20 protein-coding genes and 1 pseudogene are annotated in these 21,114 nt (G+C 37.3%); 18 read left to right on the forward strand and 3 right to left on the reverse strand.

The features are described from left to right. The first annotated feature begins 309 nt into the window (after window positions 1–309). The 6 genes from B5P42_RS00860 (at window position 310) to B5P42_RS00885 (ending at window position 6,151) form a co-directional block, all read left to right on the forward strand. Complete coding sequence (locus tag B5P42_RS00860; RefSeq protein ID WP_113733398.1) at window positions 310–1,098, forward strand: enoyl-CoA hydratase; 789 nt, start codon at window positions 310–312, stop codon at window positions 1,096–1,098. A 137-nt stretch (window positions 1,099–1,235) separates the two neighbouring features. Continuing rightward, on the forward strand, window positions 1,236–1,556 hold the full coding sequence (locus B5P42_RS00865) for a hypothetical protein (protein ID WP_113733399.1): 321 nt from the start codon (window positions 1,236–1,238) through the stop codon (window positions 1,554–1,556). A gap of 17 nt (window positions 1,557–1,573) precedes the next feature. Further along, window positions 1,574–1,900 (forward strand): nucleoside triphosphate pyrophosphohydrolase, encoded by a 327-nt coding sequence (locus B5P42_RS00870; protein WP_113733400.1) that lies wholly within the window; start codon window positions 1,574–1,576, stop codon window positions 1,898–1,900. Window positions 1,901–2,177: 277 nt separating this feature from the next. Further along, complete coding sequence (locus B5P42_RS00875; RefSeq protein ID WP_044438509.1) at window positions 2,178–3,227, forward strand: M42 family metallopeptidase; 1,050 nt, start codon at window positions 2,178–2,180, stop codon at window positions 3,225–3,227. 219 nt (window positions 3,228–3,446) lie between these two features. Next, window positions 3,447–5,036 (forward strand): N-acetylmuramoyl-L-alanine amidase, encoded by a 1,590-nt coding sequence (locus B5P42_RS00880; protein WP_113733401.1) that lies wholly within the window; start codon window positions 3,447–3,449, stop codon window positions 5,034–5,036. Between the two features lie 161 nt (window positions 5,037–5,197). After that, complete coding sequence (locus B5P42_RS00885) at window positions 5,198–6,151, forward strand: TRM11 family SAM-dependent methyltransferase (protein ID WP_098318929.1); 954 nt, start codon at window positions 5,198–5,200, stop codon at window positions 6,149–6,151. A gap of 201 nt (window positions 6,152–6,352) precedes the next feature. Here the strand turns inward: B5P42_RS00885 and B5P42_RS00890 are convergent, their stop codons facing one another. Further along, window positions 6,353–6,853 carry a DinB family protein gene (locus B5P42_RS00890; protein ID WP_001273686.1) on the reverse strand — a complete coding sequence of 167 codons (501 nt, stop codon included), beginning with the start codon at window positions 6,851–6,853 and terminating at the stop codon, window positions 6,353–6,355. Window positions 6,854–7,315: 462 nt separating this feature from the next. Beyond that, window positions 7,316–7,462, reverse strand: a complete 147-nt coding sequence (locus tag B5P42_RS00895; protein WP_000291372.1) for a YflJ family protein — start codon at window positions 7,460–7,462, stop codon at window positions 7,316–7,318. Between the two features lie 308 nt (window positions 7,463–7,770). Here B5P42_RS00895 and B5P42_RS00900 point away from each other — a divergent pair, with 308 nt between their 5' ends. From B5P42_RS00900 to B5P42_RS00925, 6 genes are all read left to right on the forward strand, one after another. Further along, window positions 7,771–8,124, forward strand: a complete 354-nt coding sequence (locus tag B5P42_RS00900) for a DUF3870 domain-containing protein (protein WP_001225455.1) — start codon at window positions 7,771–7,773, stop codon at window positions 8,122–8,124. A gap of 528 nt (window positions 8,125–8,652) precedes the next feature. Beyond that, window positions 8,653–9,591 carry a glutarate dioxygenase GlaH gene (gene glaH / locus B5P42_RS00905; RefSeq protein ID WP_113733402.1) on the forward strand — a complete coding sequence of 313 codons (939 nt, stop codon included), beginning with the start codon at window positions 8,653–8,655 and terminating at the stop codon, window positions 9,589–9,591. Window positions 9,592–9,649: 58 nt separating this feature from the next. After that, complete coding sequence (lhgO, locus tag B5P42_RS00910) at window positions 9,650–10,852, forward strand: L-2-hydroxyglutarate oxidase (RefSeq protein ID WP_113733403.1); 1,203 nt, start codon at window positions 9,650–9,652, stop codon at window positions 10,850–10,852. A 240-nt stretch (window positions 10,853–11,092) separates the two neighbouring features. After that, window positions 11,093–11,554 carry a VOC family protein gene (locus tag B5P42_RS00915; RefSeq protein WP_002125581.1) on the forward strand — a complete coding sequence of 154 codons (462 nt, stop codon included), beginning with the start codon at window positions 11,093–11,095 and terminating at the stop codon, window positions 11,552–11,554. A 318-nt stretch (window positions 11,555–11,872) separates the two neighbouring features. Further along, on the forward strand, window positions 11,873–12,925 hold the full coding sequence (locus B5P42_RS00920) for a proline racemase family protein (RefSeq protein ID WP_113733462.1): 1,053 nt from the start codon (window positions 11,873–11,875) through the stop codon (window positions 12,923–12,925). Between the two features lie 19 nt (window positions 12,926–12,944). After that, entirely contained in the window at window positions 12,945–13,922 is a 978-nt protein-coding gene (locus B5P42_RS00925; RefSeq protein WP_113733404.1) for an ornithine cyclodeaminase family protein, read from the forward strand. Window positions 13,923–14,460: 538 nt separating this feature from the next. On the opposite strand, the gene B5P42_RS00930 is transcribed toward B5P42_RS00925, so the two are convergent. Further along, on the reverse strand, window positions 14,461–14,799 hold the full coding sequence (locus B5P42_RS00930; RefSeq protein WP_113733405.1) for a hypothetical protein: 339 nt from the start codon (window positions 14,797–14,799) through the stop codon (window positions 14,461–14,463). A gap of 319 nt (window positions 14,800–15,118) precedes the next feature. Here B5P42_RS00930 and B5P42_RS00935 point away from each other — a divergent pair, with 319 nt between their 5' ends. The 6 genes and pseudogenes from B5P42_RS00935 to B5P42_RS00960 all read left to right on the forward strand — a co-directional run. Next, window positions 15,119–16,708 (forward strand): ABC transporter substrate-binding protein, encoded by a 1,590-nt coding sequence (locus B5P42_RS00935; protein ID WP_113733406.1) that lies wholly within the window; start codon window positions 15,119–15,121, stop codon window positions 16,706–16,708. 122 nt (window positions 16,709–16,830) lie between these two features. Then, entirely contained in the window at window positions 16,831–17,781 is a 951-nt protein-coding gene (locus B5P42_RS00940) for an ABC transporter permease (RefSeq protein ID WP_002035186.1), read from the forward strand. Window positions 17,782–17,787: 6 nt separating this feature from the next. After that, window positions 17,788–18,639 carry an ABC transporter permease gene (locus B5P42_RS00945; protein WP_002186601.1) on the forward strand — a complete coding sequence of 284 codons (852 nt, stop codon included), beginning with the start codon at window positions 17,788–17,790 and terminating at the stop codon, window positions 18,637–18,639. A 27-nt stretch (window positions 18,640–18,666) separates the two neighbouring features. Continuing rightward, entirely contained in the window at window positions 18,667–19,659 is a 993-nt protein-coding gene (locus B5P42_RS00950; RefSeq protein ID WP_001291125.1) for an ABC transporter ATP-binding protein, read from the forward strand. Beyond that, window positions 19,652–20,623 carry an ABC transporter ATP-binding protein gene (locus B5P42_RS00955; RefSeq protein ID WP_113733407.1) on the forward strand — a complete coding sequence of 324 codons (972 nt, stop codon included), beginning with the start codon at window positions 19,652–19,654 and terminating at the stop codon, window positions 20,621–20,623. The genes B5P42_RS00950 and B5P42_RS00955 overlap by 8 nt, the downstream gene beginning before the upstream one ends. Window positions 20,624–20,761: 138 nt before the next feature. Beyond that, window positions 20,762–20,983 (forward strand): annotated as a pseudogene (locus tag B5P42_RS00960) (nucleotide excision repair endonuclease); the annotation flags it as partial. Window positions 20,984–21,114 lie beyond the last annotated feature (131 nt).

Raw genomic sequence — 21,114 nt, forward strand, 5'->3', positions numbered from 1 at the left:
TCCTTTAGTTCAATACCCAAGAGATGGGGATAAAAGCCTTATTTACATAATAAGGCGAATGAATTTCAATATTTGTTTTTTTGCATCAAACTTAAGAATACACCATTTCATTGTAATGGTAAATAGATGAAAAGCATGGATAAACCGACTTTAATTTCTATATTTTTTAACGAAATTGTATGTTTTATACGGAGATATATACAAATTATGAGGTTATTAGACAGAAAATTAAGAAAAAAGAAGGATTTTTAACATGCTTTCTATAATTATATAAGTATAATCTTTATGTAGAAAAGAGGGGTATATATAATGGAAGTAACAAGTAAAACGGAATCTGTTGTTGTGAAATATGAAGGGCGCGTAGCAACGGTTATGGTTAATCGTCCAGAGGTTTTAAATGCATTAGATGAACCAACGTTAAAAGAGTTATTACAAAAGTTGAAAGAAGTGGCGGAAAGTTCTGTTCACGTTGTTGTGTTGTGTGGAAGTGGCCGTGGTTTTTCTGCGGGTGGAGATATTAAATCAATGCTTTCAAGTAATGATGAAAGTAAGTTTGAAGGCATCATGAATACAATTTCTGAAATCGTTGTGACGTTATATACGATGCCGAAGCTTGTTATTAGTGCAATTCATGGGCCGACTGCTGGACTTGGATTAAGTATTGCATTAACAGCTGATTATGTCATGGCAGATATATCATCAGTTATTGCGATGAACTTTATTGGAATCGCTTTAATTCCAGATGGTGGCGGCCATTTCTTCCTTCAAAAGCGCGTCGGTGAAAATATGACGAAGAAAATCATTTGGGAAGGGAAGAAATTATCAGCGACAGAAGCGCTAGATATCGGTTTAATTGACGAAGTAATCGGTGAGGATTTCCAAATGGCTGTGAAGCAAAAAATTAATGAATGGTTACACAAACCAATCAAGGCGATGATTCAAACGAAACAAATTTTATGTGAAGTAAATCGTTCTAATTTAGAACAAACGCTTCAGCTCGAAAAGCGTGGTCAATATGCGATGAGACAAACAGCGGACCATAAAGAAGGTATTGCTGCTTTTCTAGAAAAACGTTTACCAGCATTTAAAGGGGAATAAAGTGAAACTTTAATCCGTGGGGATTTGTTTATCCCCCGCGGATTATTAATTTTACTGCCCGTTAATTCGAGATAAAGGGAAGAAAGTGCTAACACATTTTAGTATAATTGTGTTAGCACTTTTTTTAGGAGTAATAAATGAAGAAAATTATCGGTGTTATCGTTATTATTTTACTTACATATTATGCTTTGCATAGTACACCATCTCTTGCGGTACGGACTGGATTATTCTTTGAGGGACATCCAACTGTTGCTTTCTCTGGTGAAGTGAAGAAAGAACGGGATGTGAAAAAAGAGGCGATTCCTGATGAGTACCAAACCTTATACGGCGATAAGAAAGAAGAACCAGAGCATTACTTCTTTCCGGTAGTAAAGGCGCACGGATCAGGAATTGATATGTTAAGTGCTTGTGTGAGAAAAGAGTGGTTTTTCTATAAAGCAGAGCTTGGGTGTTATTAAAAGTGGGAGGAAAAGTGATGTCAACTTATAACAGATTAGTAAGAGATCGTGTCCCAGAGAAAATTTTGATGTCTGGAAAAACATATACAGCACAAAAATTAACAGGACAAGCTTACATACAAGCGTTAGCGAAAATTGGTACAGAAGAAATTCGTGAATTTGCTTCGATGAAAGAGCGTGAACATGCGCTAGATTCACTTGCAGATGCACTTGAAATTATTATTTCATTAGCGCGTGCAGAAGGTGCAACAATGGGAGATATAGAGCTTATTCGTAAGAAAAAAGAAGAAGAGCGCGGCGGATTTACAAGAGGGATTTATTTGATGGACGTTTCGGAAGAGTAGTTTTATCCCGCTATTTGCGGGCAGTAAGACCCCCAACTCAAAATTCGGCGAATGCGAGGGAGTCGGGCTGCCCGTAAAAGCCCGATTGATGCGGGCTGATTAAAGTTTCACTTTATAGAAAAAGCACAGTGTTAATGGAGATAATGCGGTGCTTTTTTGTCATTGAGATTAGGATAAAGTGAATTTTATTATAATTTAGAAAATTAAACTATATGAGTAGAGGTTTTATCGTAATTTCGCTATACTAAATAGTAGAGAAAATGAGGAGGAAACGACAATGGCACATCATACGAAAGAAACGATGGAACTTATTAAGGAGCTTGTCTCTATTCCAAGTCCATCTGGAAACACGGCGAAAATTATTAGTTTTATTGAAAATTATGTAAGTGAATGGAATGTAGAGACGAAGCGTAATAATAAAGGCGCTCTTATTTTAACGGTTAAAGGAAAGAATGATGAGCAGCATCGTTTATTAACTGCACACGTTGATACGTTAGGTGCGATGGTGAAAGAAATTAAGCCTGACGGTCGTCTTCGTCTATCTATGATTGGTGGATTTCGCTGGAACTCTGTAGAAGGGGAATATTGCGAAATTGAAACGTCAAGCGGTAAGAAATATACAGGTACAATTTTAATGCATCAAACTTCTGTCCATGTGTACAAAGATGCAGGGGAAGCGAAGCGCGATGAGAAAAATATTGAAGTGCGTATTGATGAGCGTGTCTTTTCAGCAGATGCAGTACGTGAGTTAGGAATTGAAGTAGGAGACTTCGTTTCATTTGATCCACGCGTTCAAATTACAGAGAGTGGATACATAAAATCACGTCATTTAGACGATAAAGTAAGTGTAGCAATTCTATTAAAATTGATTAAAAGATTGCAAGATGAAAAGGTAACATTGCCATATACAACACATTTCTTAATTTCTAATAATGAAGAAATTGGATACGGTGGAAACTCAAATATTCCAGAAGAAACGGTAGAATATTTAGCAGTTGATATGGGAGCGTTAGGTGATGGACAAACATCTGATGAATATACAGTATCCATTTGTGCGAAAGACTCTAGCGGTCCATACCATTACGCTTTACGTAAGCATTTAGTTGAACTGGCGAAAGCGAACGCTATTGAATATAAAGTGGATATTTATCCATACTACGGATCAGACGCATCAGCTGCGATTCACGCCGGATTTGATGTGAAACATGCGTTAATTGGAGCTGGTATTGATTCTTCTCACGCATTTGAGCGTACGCATGAAAGCTCAATTGCACATACAGAAGCACTTGTTTATGCATATGTGTTATCAGAAATGATAGTAGAATAGTGAGAGGGTGGTTGATTCTATGAATCAGCCACTTTTTTGTGTATAAAAACTACTTAAATTGTATTTTATTTTACAATATTAAGAAAGTAGGTTTACTACAGAATTCTAGTATTATAGAATGATAGAGGCGCACTAATTTTTTTTGTCCGGATTTATTATGATTTGCATATTAAGATTACGCGTTATTATAAATGATTTTTGAGAGGAGTATTATTTTTTATGAAGTATCGTGCAGTCGCGGCTGGTATTTTAGCCGCAAGTTTATTATCATCTCCAGTAAGTAGTTTCGCAGCAGGGAAAAAGTTTTCGGATGTTCCTACATGGGCGCAGGAATCGGTTGACTATTTAGTAGGGAAAAAAGCGCTTGATGGAAAACCAGATGGAACGTTTTCTCCATCTGAAGCAGTAGATAAAGGATCAGCTGCAAAAATATTAGCAGCAGTTCTTGGCTTACCAATTGATCCAAAAGCGAAACCATCTTTTAAAGATTCGCAAACTCATTGGGCAGCACCATATATTGCTGCGGTAGAAAAAGCAGGTGTAATTAATGGAGATGGTACTGGGAAATTCAATCCATCAAGCCAAATTAACCGTGCATCAATGGCATCTATGCTTGTACAAGCATATTCATTAGATAAGAAAATTATTGGAGAACTTCCAACACAGTTTAAAGATTTGGAACCTCATTGGGGTAAGAAACAAGCTAATATTTTAGTAGCTTTAGAGATTTCAATAGGTACAGGAAATGGTTGGAAGCCTGATGGTACTGTAAGTCGTGCTGAAGCAGCTCAGTTCATCGCGATGGCAGATAAAAATAAAACAAATACATCGAAAAGAATGTATATGAATAGAAACTTTATTACATATCATCAAGCATCGTTATCATCTGGTATTACTGACGTTCAACATAAGCCACAAATGATTGAAGTGAAAGAGCAAAGAACGGACGGTTGGTTGAAGGTTGTAACAAGTAAAGGTGAGAAGTGGACACCATTACAAGAAAAAACAGAGTCTATTAATCAAGAATTCACTACATATCAAGAAGCTTCACATACGTCTACAGTGGCAGGCACACATAAAGCACAACAAGTAACTGTTATTGAAGAAAAAGATAGCTGGATTCGTATCCGTATGGGGGCTGGTTTCCAATGGGTGGATAAAAATCAATTAAACCCAGTGAAGCAAGGTAACTTCCTAGAAGGTAAAGCGATTATTATTGATCCAGGTCATGGTGGAATTGATTCGGGGAACCCTGGTTATTATGAGAAAGAAAGTAAAACCGTATTAGATGTATCATTACGATTACAGAAAATATTTGAGAAAAAGACACCGTTTACTGTGTTGTTAACTCGTGAGAATGATACACGTCCAGGAAACACTGCAGCTGAGTCTTTACAAAAACGTGTAGAATTTGCTCAGGCAAATAAAGGTGATATTTTTGTAAGTATTCATGGTAATGGTACGGATAGTAAACAAGGACAAGGTACAGAAACATTCTACTATGAATCAGCGACAGCAAGAGGGACAAACCCGAATGTATCAGAAAGTCGTTTATTAGCAGAGAAAATTCAAGAGCGTCTTGTAGATGCACTTGGAACAAAAGATCGCGGTGTGAAGAAAGGCGATTTATATGTAATTAGAGAAAATACGATGCCAGCTGTATTAGCAGAATTAGCATTTGTAGATAATAAAAGCGATGCTGATAAAATTGCTACACCAGAACAGAGACAAAGTGCAGCAGAAGCTATTTATCAAGGTATTTTAGATTACTACGAAGCAATGGGTAACAACGTATCTTCTTTCCGTTAATGAATAAAAGAGATTGCCATAGGCAGTCTCTTTTTATTTATAAAACAAATTATAAAGGTTTCTCTTTATTTCGGGCATATGATATCATTTAATTTTATATGAAAAAAGTATTTGAGTAATTTTGATCATAACAATTTTAAACGATAAAGGATGATAATAGATTGAGTAATCATAGTAAAACACCTGCATGTATATATACGTATGCATTTCGCGAAGAGGAGCGTGCTTTATGTTACTTGGAAATGCGCTCGTTCTTTGGGATGGAGTCTCACGTTAATATTTTAAAAAGTGAAGTCAAGATTGCTCCGAGTAGAAGTCCGTTTATTAAAGAGCGCGTCGAGGTTATGTATGAAGGGGACGACTTAGAAAGCATTTTAAAACAAGTGGAACAAATTGATTTAGCGGGAGCGACATTCAAAGTTATCTTCGTTAAAATCAATGATCTTGGTAAAGAAAATAAAATTGAATATGGAGAAAGACGCCTTATTGAACGAGACCTCGGTATGCATATTGAAGGAGAAGCGGATGTTCGTAATCCAGAGCGTGTATTCGGGATTGTTCCACTTGGAGGACGCTGGTACTTCGGACACTATGTAGAAAGTGATCCGGTTTGGTATCATCACATAAAAAAACCGCATAGCTATTCGACATCACTGAGCACACGTGTTGCTAGAGCTGTCGCAAATATCGCTGTACCAAACCCAGATGGAGTACGAGCGATTGACCCGTGCTGCGGAATTGGAACAGTAGTAGTAGAAGCACTTTCTATGGGAATTAACATCGTTGGTAGAGATATAAATCCACTTGTGGTTCTTGGAACGAGAAAAAACATCGCACATTTCGGGTTTGAAGGAACAGTAACAAAAGGTCCAATCGAGGAAATTACTGAGAACTACGACGTTGCAATTATCGATATGCCCTACGACTTATTTACGCATGCAACACCAGAAGACCAGTTCTCCATTCTTTCAAGTGCGCGCCGCATTGCAAAAAAGGTAGTCGTTGTCACGATGGAAACAATGGACGACATGATCCATGAAGCAGGATTTGAAATTACAGACCGCTGTATCACAAGAAAAGGATCATTTTCTAGACAAATTCTTGTTTGTGAATAGGAAAGGTCACCCGTTTATTAAATTAATAAATTATAGGATAGTTAGTCCATTATGAGGCTGATTATCCTTTTTTATTTAACAACAAATACAAAAACTCCATTTTGAATAAAGATTGATCAAAATGGAGTTACCCTTTTTAGCTAAGTATGAGATTTTTATAAAAAAGTTTGATTATTTTACTGAGCCTTAATGAATAACATTTCAAGAATACCAATAAAAAGCATAATCAGTCATAACTGAAGAATCACCCAACTGATGTAACATAGCTGAAATATTCCCTCTGTGATAGGTTCCGTGATTTACAACGTGTAAGACCATTTCAGATATACTTGTTTCTCTTAATCCTGCCCATGGATTATCCAACATTATTCTCTTTTCCATATCTTCCTGTCTGTTCAAAAAGGTTTTAAACCGGGATGTTAAAGTGTGAAATTCCGTTTCTAAGTCTTCAATGGGCAGTTTCTCAATCTTTTCTTGAATTTGAAATGAAGATTGCATTGCTTCATTCATACTCTGACCCTCAAGGGTATGAAGCCATCCATATTCCACCAAATAGAGATGAGATAAAACCTTTGAAACAGAAGAAAAGACACTTTTCATTTCCTTTTGATATTTCTCAGGAGAAAGTGTCTTAAGATGATCAATAATCCGTTGATTTGCCCATACATGATAGTTATATAGATTTTCTACATGATTTGCCATACAATCGCCTCCTTATCATCACGTTTTTTAATGTTCTTTATCAGAATGAATTATTCCTTTAAATATCATTACTTATTTGATGAGATCTTCAACTAAATGGCTCAATTGTTGAACAAAGGTCAAAGCAATCTTCAACTAACCTGCCCCGTTAGTTGAAGTACATTTCTTCACAATGTTTATCGTTAGATTAACATAAATATCCAACAAGAAAACATCAAACCTCTAAGAAATCTATAGAGGTTTGATGTTTTTAATCAATCTTTTTTACAAAGCTACACTTGTGACAAAAAAGCTTATTTTTTCATTTTGTGGTGATTCTGAATTCTTAAGTTGATGGGCATGCCTGTGTGGGTGACCTTTTTTTGGTTTGTATCAATGTGTGATTAGTTGGTAGTTTAGATGGGAGATTTGACGGGATTTGTTGAATAGACGATATATCTTGAGAGTTGTTTTGTTAGTAAATTACTCTTCTTTCGTCTTCTCTTGTTGTGCAATTAGTAAATTGCGTAATACGTGTCCGCGGTAACTTTCTAGTTTTCGTCCTTCATGATAGCGAACACCTAATTTCTTTAGTTCAGCTACGTACCAGCCTTTCGTTCCGTAATACATGAGACCACTTCCTTCTTTCTTTTGAACAGTATATGTGCCTGGGCGAGAGAATTTTCTTGTTTATTCATGAAATTCGCGGAGTTTAATATTGAATATTCAGTTTATTTTCATTATGATTAACTTATTATCGGATGACAGTGATTAGCCTCGCTGTAAGCCCAGATTTATGTTTGAAAATGAAGAGAGTAACTTCTTTCCACTTGAGCTTCTTTAGCAAAAGTACGAGCTATAAGGATAAGGGTAGTAAAATTCAATGCAAATGTGTACATTGTTTTTCTGGCTCTTAACATAGTAATGGAGGATGAAATATGCGTAAAGGGACTTTTTTTATGGCAGGACATTCGAGACTTCCGAAAGGGATGGCTGTTCGCAGTATGTACGAGACACTAACAATTACAATTGAGGCAGATCATAAATATCATGTCATTATTGAAGCGTCATGTACGCTTGCGACAGAGCATGGTAGAGACTTCGTCGCTCAAATGTTGAGAGGACATAGTTTGCAAGATGGTATTGAAGAAATCGTTCAAGATATTACGGACCATTATCAAGGAAAAGCGCAAAATGCTATCGTCAGTGCGGTGAAAGATTTACATCGCCAATATGTAAGTTATTTAAATGATGAACAGCCCAGGGGAGAGTACGAGGAAACAACACCATAAAAACTATCTAGTTTACAACCATAAACGAGAGCCAGTTGTATTTCTTTTAAAGAGATATGACTGGCTTATTTTATTGAGGAGGCAAGAACTATGAAAAAGTTAAATGAAGTGTAAGTTGTAAAACAAGAGATGAAAAAAAGAGGGTGCGTAGAAAGTAAGGGGATTTTTAAAACGTATAAAGTATGTAGAGAAAATAATAAAAAACGAATTGACAGTTAGAATATTTTGAATTATTATTTAATTAATAAGATCCATACGAGAAATTAGCCTTCTCTATATTCGATCTTGCTTTCCTGTTTTACAAATATTTTCATACAAACTGTCTATTATTATTGTACTTTAAGAGATTAAAGAACACTCGTAATTATGAGCCAGTTGTACGTTTCTACGATTTTATGTCGTGGATACGTATGACTGGCTTTTTCGATGTTAGGGCAGTAAGACCGAATCTCAGCATAAGAAGATAAGGAAAACTGTCTGTAAAAAGCGTCAATACGTTCTTCATATTTAAATTAGGGAGGAATTGAAATGTCGATTATTACCGAAAAAAATGCAAAGATAAAATTTGCAAAGAAATATGAGGGGTATGAAATTGCTCCTCATCCAGAGCATAAACGTTTATATCATATTACGCTAAACCAGCAATTGCTTAAGCAGTTTTTTGAAGAGGTAAAAGAGCATTCAGAGCAGTCATTACAATACATTCCTTATTCTCGGTTTAATCTTGCGGATGGAATGAGAAAGATTTTTGGGCAATCATTTATGGATAACATTCGCGGCATTGTTCATAACCGTGAAACGGGCGGATTTACAATTGGGGTACAAGGTGAAACGTCAGATCCAGCAGACTACGTGAAATTTGCAACAGCATTAACACATTTAATCGGGGAGCCAAACTTTGATGCAATGACAGGAACGTATTATGCTAGGTTTAATGTGAAAGATACGGATAGTAGTGATTCTTACCTTCGTCAAGCGTACCGATTGTTTACACTGCATACAGACGGTACATTCGTTGATGAGCCGACAGATTGGCTTCTTATGATGAAAATTGAAGAGCAAAATGCAGTAGGAGGGGAATCCCGTTTACTACATTTAGACGATTGGGAAGACCTTCATAAATTTAGAAATCATTCGCTCGCATCTGTTAAGGTTACGTATAAAGCGCCACCAAGTAAAAATGCGCAAGAAATCGTCTATCGTGAAACGTTTTTTGATGTGAATAACGCACCATGTATTTGCTTTATTGATCAGTTCGCTTATCCAGATAATATTGAACAAGCAAACTATCTGAAAGACTTATCATATTCTGTTGAAAACTCACCAGCAACACATGCATTGAAATTACCAATTGGTGACTTAGTTCTTTTAAACAACTTATTTTGGATGCACGGAAGAGCTGCGTTTGAGAAAAATAAAGATTTATATAGAGAACTAATGCGTCAACGTGGTTGTTTTTCTAAATAAGTTTGTACGGCGGGTCTTAAAAAAGACCTGCCTTTCATCATATTAAGGGGGAAGTAGGATGTATAACTTTATAATTATTGGCGGAGGAATTGTTGGCCTTTCAACTGGAATGGCGTTAACGAAAAAATTCCCTCGTGCGAAAATCGCGATCATTGAAAAAGAAAAGGAACTTGCACATCATCAAACTGGACATAATAGCGGAGTAATTCACTCTGGAATTTATTATAAACCAGGGAGTTATAAAGCGAAGTTTGCCAAAGAAGGAAACGCAGCTATGGTTCAATTTTGTAAAGAAAATGACATCGCTTATGACATGTGCGGAAAAGTAATTGTCGCTACAGAAAAGGACGAACTTCCTCTTTTACATAACTTATATGAAAGAGGCCTACAAAACGATTTACATATTTCAAAAATAGATAAGGAAGAATTAGCTGAAATTGAACCTCATGTAAAGGGACTTGGCGCAATCCGTGTTCCATCTTGCGGGATTGCTGATTATAAAGGAGTAAGTTATGCATTTGCTCGTTTGATTCAGGAAAGCGGGGGAGAAGTACATTTAGGAACAGCCGCAGAGCGTATTACTGAGAAGAAAGACGCTGTAACAATTGAGACGAATCAAGGGATATTTAAAACGAAATTTCTCATTAACTGCGCCGGCTTACATAGTGATCGCATTGCGAAAAAGACAGGGATATTAACGGATATGAAAATCGTTCCGTTTCGTGGTGAATATTACGAACTTGTCCCAGAAAAACGCCATCTCGTAAAACATTTAATCTATCCAGTTCCAAATCCAGAATTCCCGTTTCTAGGTGTTCATTTCACAAGAATGATAAACGGAGACGTACATGCAGGACCAAACGCAGTATTAAGCTTTAAGCGAGAAGGCTATACGAAAACAGACTTTGATATGAAAGACTTCATGGAAACAATGACATACACAGGATTTTGGAAAATGGCGATGCCAAATATGAAAGAAGGCATAAAAGAAATGGTGCGCTCATTCAGTAAACAATCATTCCTAAAAAGCTTGCAGCACCTAATACCAGAACTTACAGAAAAAGATATCGTGCCAACCCATGCAGGTGTAAGGGCACAAGCCATCTTATCGAACGGAAATATGGTTGATGACTTCTGTATTATCCCTGGCATAAACTCTCTGCATATTTGCAACGCACCATCCCCGGCCGCAACGGCTAGTATAAAGATTGGTGAGGAGATTGCTAAGCAAGTGCCAGATGTGGTGGCGGTTAGGGTTTGATGGGTCAGGGTGATTTGAGTCATAAATCCGCCTCGTTTTGAAGCGTAATATTACCGTAAATCATGAATTTGAAGAACCCCTTCTCATAAAGTAAAACTTTAATCAGTGATGGTTTTTCTTCAGCATTAGGGCTACGAAATTGAAAAATATTTAAAGAAAATACGATATCACTTCTATTTCTAGTTTATTAAAGTAGGCTTTATAGTAAGGATTTCTAAAAATATAAAGGAGGGAGATGCTTTGTTTCCAGGTACTTTATATGAAACACATGTTAAAACAAAAAATTTAGAAGTGGCAAAAGAGTTTTATACTAAACTTGGATTATTTCATGCTCGCACTATTGAAGAACGCCGTGTAGCTTTCTTTTGGTTTGATAAAGAAAATAAGAAGGAACAAATGCTGGGCATTTGGGAAGTATCGGAAGAAGCATTCCATACAAGTCACTTCGCATTCAAGGTTAACTATGAAGAAATCATTCATGCAAGAGAATGGCTTCTTAATAAAGGAATAAACCCAAGGGCTGCTTTCGGTCTTGAACCTTCCGAGCCTATGGTTCAAACTTGGACACCTAGTGCAAATCTTTATTTTTATGATCCTGACGGCAATTCTTTAGAATTTCTATGTTTACTTCCTGAAAAGAAAAAAGTAAAACAAGACGTCATGTATTTGAGTGAGTGGGAAAGCTTGGAGAGTGAAGAATAAATTCGATTTTCAACTCAAATCCCGCAAAGCTATGGCTTAAATCACCCCCTGAGTTTTCGGGGGATCTTTTTGTTTGGGGGTTAATAATCACCTACTGTATAAAAAAATAGACAGTAGTGTGTATTTTTTAAAAAATGTATACAGATTTACCCCGCTATTTGTGGGCAGTAAGACCCCCACCTCAAAATTCAGCGAAAGCAAAGGATTTAGGTGTGGGTCGGGCTGCCCGTAAAAGCCCGATTGGTGTGGGCTAATAATCAGTGGGGGATGAAGACCCTCCGACTGATTAAAGTTTCACTTTATACTCTATGCGTTGGCATGATACTTGCAATGAAAATAGTATTAACATATAGGGGAGAGATAGGAATGAAGGTTAGTAAAATATACACAACAATTGATGCGCACGTAGCTGGGGAACCACTTCGAATTATTACGGGCGGAGTGCCAGAAATTAAAGGGGAAACGCAGTTAGAAAGACGTGCATACTGTATGGAACATTTGGACCATCTTCGCGAAATTCTTATGTATGAACCGAGAGGACATCACGGCATGTACGGTTGTATCATTACTCCGCCCGCAAGTCCTCATGCTGATTTTGGCGTATTATTTATGCACAATGAAGGCTGGAGTACGATGTGTGGTCACGGAATTATCGCTGTTATTACAGTAGGAATTGAAACTGGTATGTTTGAAGTGACAGGTGAAAAACAAAAATTCATTATTGATAGCCCTGCTGGGGAAGTCATTGCGTACGCAACATTTGACGGGAGCGAAGTAGAGTCAGTATCATTTGAAAACGTTCCTTCGTTTGTATACAAAAAAGACGTTCCTATCAAAATAGATGACTATGAATTTCAAGTAGATATCGCGTTTGGCGGAGCATTCTACGCTGTAGTGGATAGTAAAGAGTTTGGTTTGAAAGTCGATTTTAAAGATTTAGCTGCAATTCAAACGTGGGGCGGTAAAATTAAACACTACATTGAAAGTCAAATGGAAGTAAAACATCCACTTGAAGAAGATTTAAAAGGAATATACGGCGTTATTTTCTCAGATGAACCGAAAGGAAAAGACGCTACTTTACGAAATGTAACGATCTTTGCTGATGGGCAAGTAGACCGTTCCCCTTGCGGTACAGGAACATCCGCAAGAATCGCAACTCTTTTTGAAAAAGATGCCTTACAAAAAAGAGAGATGTTCATCCACGAATGCATTACTGACGGCCAATTTGAGGGAGAAGTATTGTCGGTAACAGCGGTAGATACATATGAAGCTGTCGTTCCGAAAGTAACGGGGAATGCATTTATTACAGGATTTCATCAGTTCGTTGTAGATCCGAGGGATGATTTGAATCGGGGATTTTTGTTAGGATAAGAGGAGGAGGTGGAAAGATATGCTAGTCATAAGCGCGAACGAACAACGAAACTTAGTAAATATGAAGGAAGTCATTGAATACGCGGCGCTTGCTTTAAAAGAATTTTCAGCAGAAAGAACGATCACACCAATTCGCGGCTCATTACCATTTGCGAACGGGCAAAATACTGCGTTAATTATGCCTTCAGTAGCGGAAGGGCTTGAAGCGCTCGGTTTAAAAGTAGTAACGGTAGCTCCTCATAATAAAAAGGTAGGAAAGAAAACGATAAACGGAATTGTTATGCTATCAGACTTTCAAACGGGAGAACCAATCGCACTTTTAGAAGGATCGTACTTAACGATGATCCGAACAGGCGCCTTGTCAGGAGTAGCGACAAAACATTTAGCTCGTCATAACGCAAAAAACTTATGCATTATCGGTACCGGTGAACAAGCGAAAGGAATTGCAGAAGCTGTATTCGCGGTTAGAGATATCGAAAAAGTAATTTTATACAACCGAACGGAAGAAAAAGCCTATGCATTCGCGCAATATATACAAGAGAAATTCAATAAACCGGCTTACGTCTACAGGGATCCAAATGAAGCAATAAGCGAAGCAGACATCATCGTCACAACAACGAATGCATCCACACCAGTCTTCTCAGAAAAACTACAAAAAGGCGTCCACATAAACGCCGTCGGTTCATTCAGACCGAGCATGCAAGAACTACCATCTCACGCCATCGCTAACGCAAACAAAGTAGTAGTCGAATCAAAAGAAGCAGCACTCGAAGAAACGGGTGACCTTCAAGTTCCTATAAAAGAAGGATTATTTGAAGCGAGCGACATCCACGCCGAACTTGGTCAGATTATAAGCGGGGAAAAGGCTGGTAGGGAGAATGATGAAGAGATTACTATTTTCAAATCAGTAGGTTTAGCAGTAGTAGATATAATTGTTGCGAAGTATTTGTATGAAAAAGCGGTGGAGTGTGGAGTGGGTACTACGATTCAGTTGTGAGGCTGCCTTTGGGTGGTCTTTTTAATTTGGGGGATAAGTTACTCTGTTTGGCGATTCAAATATTTTTGTATATGAAAGTGTGTTGAGATTGTGGTGTTTTTTTGTTTATAATGAGCTTTTGCACTTCAAATGCAATGCAAAAGCTAGGGGTTAAATGACGTTCATAAGCAGTTGTTGAACTCCTTCGCAAGAGAGATATTGAATGATAAGAAAGTAGCCGATTTTTATACAAAGAGTCGGCTATTTTTCTGTTTATTTAATACTCTAAAGATATACAGCTTAAAGAATATAAGATATTTATGTTCAAAACGCCTTGGTAATTGATTAGAGAAATGAGTTTGGGAAATAGGTTAATTTTAGTTAGAGAAGAAGAACTTAGAAAAACATCTAATCATATTATTAATATGATAAAATTTCTAATATATATCAGTATTTGACTCTATTGGAGTTGTCTTCATTTGTCCCTTATTTTCCAATTGGAGAATAAGGGACAAAGTTTTATGAAGGAGTCAATTTAGACACCAAGTATGCAGCTTTTTTACCATTCTCGCCATTCTTCTGTTATGTCTTCTTCGGATTCTAAGCCAGCTATTCGTGCTGCTGTATCGATAAATTCATAGAGATCTTCTCTTTCCATTGTTTCGATAAAATAGTCATGTTCGTCATTTAATTCATTTATATTAACAACTACTTCTTTAACGACTTGCATTATTTCGACTTCGGTTGGATTCTCTCCCAATAGCTCTAAATTGTTAATGTAAGTGTCGAGAACTTTATTTGTTGCACTTATATTTTCTTCAGTGAAAAATTCCCCATCTTCATCATGCTCAACCCATGGGGTTGTTGGTTTGTTTTTTTTCAATTCATCAAACGTCATGATAACCTCCTAAAAATGTTTTTTTATCTTTAATCTCATTCTACATTTTCAATTATATATAACAACGATTTCAGAGAAACTTTCTGTAGACTGCTAGTTTTTCAACTCATTTTACGAGGCTACCTATTCGTGGTCTTTTTATTTTACCCCCCGCATAAATATAGTTTATCGCAAGAATTCATTAATAGATTTCAAACTGTCTATCTTTGCGAAAAAGTTTGACAATACATACGGGTAGTGGTAATTTAAAACCTATAAGAAAACTCGGTATTAATTCCGAGTTTTCTTATAGGTGTAAATAGTCGAGAGGGGTCGAAATATGAAGAAGAAGTTGTTTGCATTACCATTTGTCCTACTATTACTTATTGCATTAGCGGCTTGCTCAGGGGAGAAAGATTCTTCGAAGCAAGCAGGAACTAGTAAATCAGGGACTCCGAAAGATGGAGGAACGTTAACAGTTGGTGTTAGTGATAATCCAGATACGATGAACCCGCTTTATGCGAATGATCGAGTGTCATTAACGATACAGCAAGCTTTATATGCACCGCTGTATCATATGGAAGACGGTAAGAAAAAGTTTGTTCTTGCTGAGAGCTTTACGCCTTCAGAGGATCAATTAACATGGACTTTAAAATTAAAGGATAATTTGAAATGGCATGATGGTAAGAAAATTACATCAGATGATATTGTATTTACATTCAAATCTATTCTAGATGAGAAGCAAAATAGTTCAAGCCGTGAAAACTTTATTTTTAAAGGAAAGCCGCTTGAGGTGAAAAAAGTGGATGAGCTAACGACTCAATTTGTATTACCACAAGTAAGTGCATCTTTCGAAGGGGTTATGAACGATTTCTTCCCAATTCCGAAACATGTATTTGAAGGTGAAGCAGATTTAGTGAAGAGTAAGAAAAACCTACAACCTGTAGGATCAGGTCCATTTAAGTTAAAAGAGTTTAAATCAGATGAATATGTTGCGTTAGAGCGATTCGATGATTATTTTGCTGGTAAAGCGAAATTAGATTCTGTCGTGTACCGCGTTGTAAAAGACCGTAATACAGCAAACGTTTCATTGCAAAATGGTCAAATTAATATGAAGATGATCGAACCGCAAGACTTTAAGAAATTAGATAGCACTGGGAACTTCTCAATGGTCACATTCCCTGAAGGTAGATTATTCTACTTAGCTTATAACTTTAATACAGATCTTATGAAGAAAAAAGAAGTGCGCCAAGCAATTGCGCATGCATTAGATAAGAAAGAAATGATTAACTCAGCGTTCGTTTCTAGTCAATTTGCAGAACCGGCAAATTCAATCTTAACGCCAGACGCTATGTATTATGCGAAAGATATTAAAGAGTATGAGTATGATCAAAAAGAAGCGAAAGATTTATTAGCAAAAGCTGGTGTGAAAGATAAAGAAAAAATCCGCGTTATGTATGTAACGAATAATAAAATCATGGAAAGTCTAGCACTTTATACACAGCAAAAATTACAAGAAGTTGGCTTACAAGTTGAACTGAATGCATTAGATGCTAGTGCAGCAAGTGAAAAAGGCTTAGATAAAGAGAATAAAGAATATGACATTACATTTGGTGGTTACATAATGGGACCAGAGCCAGATTCATATAAGAGCTTATTCTTAAGCAATGCGGAATACAATTATGCACGTTATAAAAATGCTGACTTTGATAAGTTATGGGAAGAAGCTGCGGTTGAAACAGATAAAACAAAACGCGCAGAGCTATACCATAAAATCCAAGATACAGCGAGAGAAGACTTACCTTATCTACCAATCGCATATCCGAAAGCAGTTATTGCAGTAGATAAAAAGTTTGATGGGTTAAAAGAAGCAAAAGCAATTCCAGTTACAATGTTTGAAAATCTATCGAAAATTTATGAAGTGAAATAAGAAACTGTAAAGAAGCTGGTGGAAATCAGCTTCTTTATCCCGCTTTAACGGGCTAATAATCAGTGGGGATGGACAAAACCCCCACTGATTAAAGTTTCACTTTATCTTGAGGGGGGAAGTTTGTGTATAAAGTAATTGCAAAGAGGCTTTTAAATGCGATTCCGCTTTTATTTGTTATTTCTATTATTTCTTTTCTATTAATAAAACTAGCGCCGGGCGATCCCGTTCGAAACTTTGTAACGCCGAATATGAGTCCAATTGATGTCGAGCGTATTCGCAAAAGTTTAGGACTAGATCAGCCGATTTACGTGCAATATTTTTTATGGTTAAAAAATATTTTAACAGGGAATTTTGGATACTCACTTCAAAACCATCGTCCTGTTTTAGAACTTATTACAGAAAGATTACCTGCAACAATCGGGTTAATGGGATCATCTTTACTCGTCTCATTTGTAATCGCAATACCGCTTGGATTATTTACAGGTGTGAAAAAGAACTCGTTCTTTGACCGCATTGTGAACTTCATCTCCTATGTGGGAATCTCAATGCCAGTCTTTTGGTTCGCGTTACTATTAATCTATTTATTCTCTTTAAAATTGAACATGCTTCCGAGTATGGGTATGCGCACAGTCGGTCAAGATTCCTTCTGGGATATTGTCCAGCACGGTATTTTACCTTGCATGGTGCTAGCGTTCCAAAACATCTCTGTCTATATGAGATATATTCGCTCAAGTACAATTCAGCAATTAGAGGAAGATTACGTACAAATTCAATATGCGTACGGTGCTTCACAGAAAACAGTTTTATTTAATCACGTACTTCGAAACGTATTAATACCGATCATTACAATCTTCGGATTATCCATTCCAAGTTTAGTAGGCGGAGCGTTCATTACGGAAACAGTATTCTCATGGCCGGGACTTGGTTCACTCGGGGTAAATGCTATTTTTAGATTTGATTATCCAATTATTATGGCAATCACATTATTATCATCGTTCATGTTAATTCTCGGTAATTTAATTGCTGATATTTTATATGGCGTAGTAGATCCGCGCATTCGAATGAGGGGGTGATTTGGAATGAACAATAGGAGATTTCAAACGATAAAAAATAGTTTTACGAAAAATAAGTTTGTAGTAATGGGAGTTATTATACTGGGTGTTTTAACAATCGCGTCTCTTTTCGCATTCGTATCACCGTACGATCCTAGTAAAATGTCGATTCCAGATCGTTTACAAGAACCGAGTTTAAGTCATCCGTTTGGCACGGATGATTACGGAAGGGATTATTTAACGAGAGCGTTATATGGCGGACGAGTTTCCCTTGCGGTTGGTTTTCTAGCGATGGTTGTTTCCATTACAATCGGGACCGCAGTAGGAACAATTAGCGGATATTTTGGCGGAAAGTTAGACAACTTCTTAATGCGAATTGTTGAAGTTCTTATGTCGATTCCATCATTCTTCTTAATGCTACTATTAAATGCTTACTTAAAACCAGGAATTACAACGCTTGTTCTTATTATCGGATTACTAACATGGATGGACACCGCCCGCATTGTAAGGGCAGAAACGTTATCTGTAAAAGAGCGTGAGTACGTTTTATACGCAAAAGTGTCGGGACAAAAATCATTGATGATTATTGTAAGACACATCATTCCGAACATTTTATCAACCATTATAATCGCAGCGACATTAACAATTGCGACATCGATTTTAATGGAATCATCACTTAGCTTCTTAGGATTAGGTATTAGAGAACCAGATTCTTCTTGGGGCAGCATGCTAAATAATGCGCAAGGATATATAGGTGAAGCCTGGTATTTAACACTCTTCCCGGGGTTCCTTATTTTATTAACTGTACTAAGTTTTAACGTAATCGGTGAAGCGTTGAAAAAAGCTTTCGCGCCAAAAGGGGCTCATCATGAGAACTAATGCTTTAAGTGAGGGGGAGTGAAAAGCGTGTCTGAAAAACTATTAGAAGTGAAAAACTTAAAGACTTCTTTTTTCATAGAAGACGGCGAAGTAGAAGCGGTTCGCGGCGTTTCATTTAGCTTGAAAAAGGGTGAAGTTGTTGGGATTGTTGGCGAATCGGGAAGCGGAAAGAGCGTTATGGCGAAATCCGTTATGGCCCTCGTTACGTCGCCAGGGAAAGTGAAAGAAGGAGAGATTCTTTTTCAAAACGAAAACGTGCTTTCTAAATCGGAGAAAGAATTGCGTTCTATTAGAGGAAATCAAATTTCACTCATATCTCAAGATCCAATGTCGGCATTAAACCCAGTTGTGAAAATTGGTAAGCAAATGACGGAAGTAATTATTCGGCATCAAAAAGTGAAAAAGAAAGAAGCACAAAATATCGCGGTCAACTTACTAAAACAAGTTGGTCTTTCTTCACCGGAAGAAAGGGTAAAACAATATCCGCATGAACTAAGCGGCGGTATGAAGCAGCGGGTTATGATCGCAATGGCAATGTCTTGTAACCCAGACCTTCTCATTGCGGACGAACCGACGACAGCACTTGATGTAACGATACAAGCGCAAATACTAGATTTAATGAAAAACTTAAAAAACGAAACGAATATGTCGTTACTTCTTATCACACATGATCTTGGAATTGTTGCGCAAAACTGTACACGCGTCATCGTTATGTACGGCGGGCTTATTATGGAAGAAGGGCATGTACTTGATATATTCCAATCGCCGAACCATCCATATACGAAAGGGCTATTAAACTCTCTGCCAAAAATATCGAACGGAGTAAAAGAAAGACTAGCACCAATTCAAGGTGTAACGCCCAACTTACTACACCCGCCGAAAGGTTGCCCATTCGCAGAGCGTTGCCCACATAAAATGGACATTTGTGAAAAAGAACGTCCACCATATTTTGAAATCGGAAACGGAAGACGCTCTATGTGCTGGTTAAACGATGAAATAGTAGGTGATTCCCATGCATGAAGAAAACTTAATTGAAGTTCGGAACTTAAAAAAGTATTTTCCTATTAAAAAAGGACTATTCGGCAGAAAAACAGAGCAATTAAAAGCAGTCGATGACCTAAGCTTCACAATTAAAAAGGGTGAAACATTCGGACTAGTAGGAGAATCAGGCTGCGGGAAATCAACGACAGGAAGAAGTATCATTCGCTTACACGATGTAACGTCAGGTAACATCCTATTTGACGGAAAAGATATCGCGGACCTAAAGGAAAGTGAACTAAAAGAATACAGAAAACGAATGCAAATCATTTTCCAAGACCCATACGCATCATTAAACCCGACAATGAACGTATTCCAAATTATTAGCGAACCGATGAACATTCATGGCTCTTACACAGCGGAAGAAAGAAAAGAAATCATTCTAGACCTGCTCAAAAAAGTAGGACTAAAAGAAGAACACCTATATCGCTACCCGCACGAATTTAGCGGAGGCCAGCGCCAGCGCATTAGCATAGCGCGCGCACTATCTGTAAAACCAGACTTCATCCTATGTGACGAACCAATCTCAGCACTAGACGTCTCAGTCCAAGCACAAGTCGTAAACATGCTGCAAGACATCCAAGAAGAAACAGGCGTCACATACTTATTCATCGCACATGACCTATCCATGGTAAGACACATATCAGACCGAATTGGAGTCATGTACTTAGGAAACATAGTAGAAATTGCCGACAGCGAAGACCTATACACAAAACCGGCACATCCATACACACAAGCACTACTCTCATCCATGCCAGAACCAGATCCAACAAACACAGGCAAAGAACGGATCATTCTGCAAGGGGAAGTACCAAGCCCACTAAACTCACCATCCGGCTGTAAATTCAGAACGCGCTGCAAATTCGCCACTGAAAAATGCGAGCAGGAAGTACCGAAGATGGTCGAGATTGCGAAGGGGCATGAGGTGGCTTGTCATTTGTTTTAGAGTTTGGGGAAAGCACTGGGGGGACCTGGTGCTTTTTTCTTTTGTGTGGGGGTGTGGGATTAGTTGTAGACTAATGGTCAGCGACTGTCTATATTTGCATCTCCTATCATATAATTCCCCTTATTTTTTAACTATGATTTTAATGACGAACTTCTTTTTGTTGGGAAAGCATGTAAAGTAAGACAACGTATTAAAAAGCATTTTGAAGATAATGTATCACCAATTAAAAATCATCGTGATGAAGTGTGTTGTATTGATGTATGTATTGTAGAAGATCCGATGGAAAGAGAAATTTACGAAACATATATGATTAACGAATTTCAAGCGAAGTATAATGTGGATAAAGTATTTTATAAATAACATCAACGTAAAACATGATCTTGGTACTACATCAAGATCATGTTTTTTATATGCAATAAAAACGATTGATTATTCTTAATCATTCGACAAAATACAACAATTTAAGATCGTATTTTTTGCTATGATAAGTA

Source organism: Bacillus sp. SRB_331 (assembly GCF_003264175.1).
GTDB lineage: Bacteria > Bacillota > Bacilli > Bacillales > Bacillaceae_G > Bacillus_A > Bacillus_A mycoides.

Bases quoted from the DNA above. Each gene is read 5' to 3' on its own strand.
- B5P42_RS00860 (WP_113733398.1), top strand. From the start codon at position 310: ATGGAAGTAACAAGTAAAACGGAATCTGTTGTTGTGAAATATGAAGGG.
- B5P42_RS00865 (WP_113733399.1), top strand. From the start codon at position 1,236: ATGAAGAAAATTATCGGTGTTATCGTTATTATTTTACTTACATATTAT.
- B5P42_RS00870 (WP_113733400.1), top strand. From the start codon at position 1,574: ATGTCAACTTATAACAGATTAGTAAGAGATCGTGTCCCAGAGAAAATT.
- B5P42_RS00875 (WP_044438509.1), top strand. From the start codon at position 2,178: ATGGCACATCATACGAAAGAAACGATGGAACTTATTAAGGAGCTTGTC.
- B5P42_RS00880 (WP_113733401.1), top strand. From the start codon at position 3,447: ATGAAGTATCGTGCAGTCGCGGCTGGTATTTTAGCCGCAAGTTTATTA.
- B5P42_RS00890 (WP_001273686.1), bottom strand. From the start codon at position 6,853: ATGGCAAATCATGTAGAAAATCTATATAACTATCATGTATGGGCAAAT.
- B5P42_RS00895 (WP_000291372.1), bottom strand. From the start codon at position 7,462: ATGTATTACGGAACGAAAGGCTGGTACGTAGCTGAACTAAAGAAATTA.
- B5P42_RS00900 (WP_001225455.1), top strand. From the start codon at position 7,771: ATGCGTAAAGGGACTTTTTTTATGGCAGGACATTCGAGACTTCCGAAA.
- glaH (WP_113733402.1), top strand. From the start codon at position 8,653: ATGTCGATTATTACCGAAAAAAATGCAAAGATAAAATTTGCAAAGAAA.
- lhgO (WP_113733403.1), top strand. From the start codon at position 9,650: ATGTATAACTTTATAATTATTGGCGGAGGAATTGTTGGCCTTTCAACT.
- B5P42_RS00920 (WP_113733462.1), top strand. From the start codon at position 11,873: ATGATACTTGCAATGAAAATAGTATTAACATATAGGGGAGAGATAGGA.
- B5P42_RS00925 (WP_113733404.1), top strand. From the start codon at position 12,945: ATGCTAGTCATAAGCGCGAACGAACAACGAAACTTAGTAAATATGAAG.
- B5P42_RS00930 (WP_113733405.1), bottom strand. From the start codon at position 14,799: ATGACGTTTGATGAATTGAAAAAAAACAAACCAACAACCCCATGGGTT.
- B5P42_RS00935 (WP_113733406.1), top strand. From the start codon at position 15,119: ATGAAGAAGAAGTTGTTTGCATTACCATTTGTCCTACTATTACTTATT.
- B5P42_RS00945 (WP_002186601.1), top strand. From the start codon at position 17,788: ATGAACAATAGGAGATTTCAAACGATAAAAAATAGTTTTACGAAAAAT.
- B5P42_RS00955 (WP_113733407.1), top strand. From the start codon at position 19,652: ATGCATGAAGAAAACTTAATTGAAGTTCGGAACTTAAAAAAGTATTTT.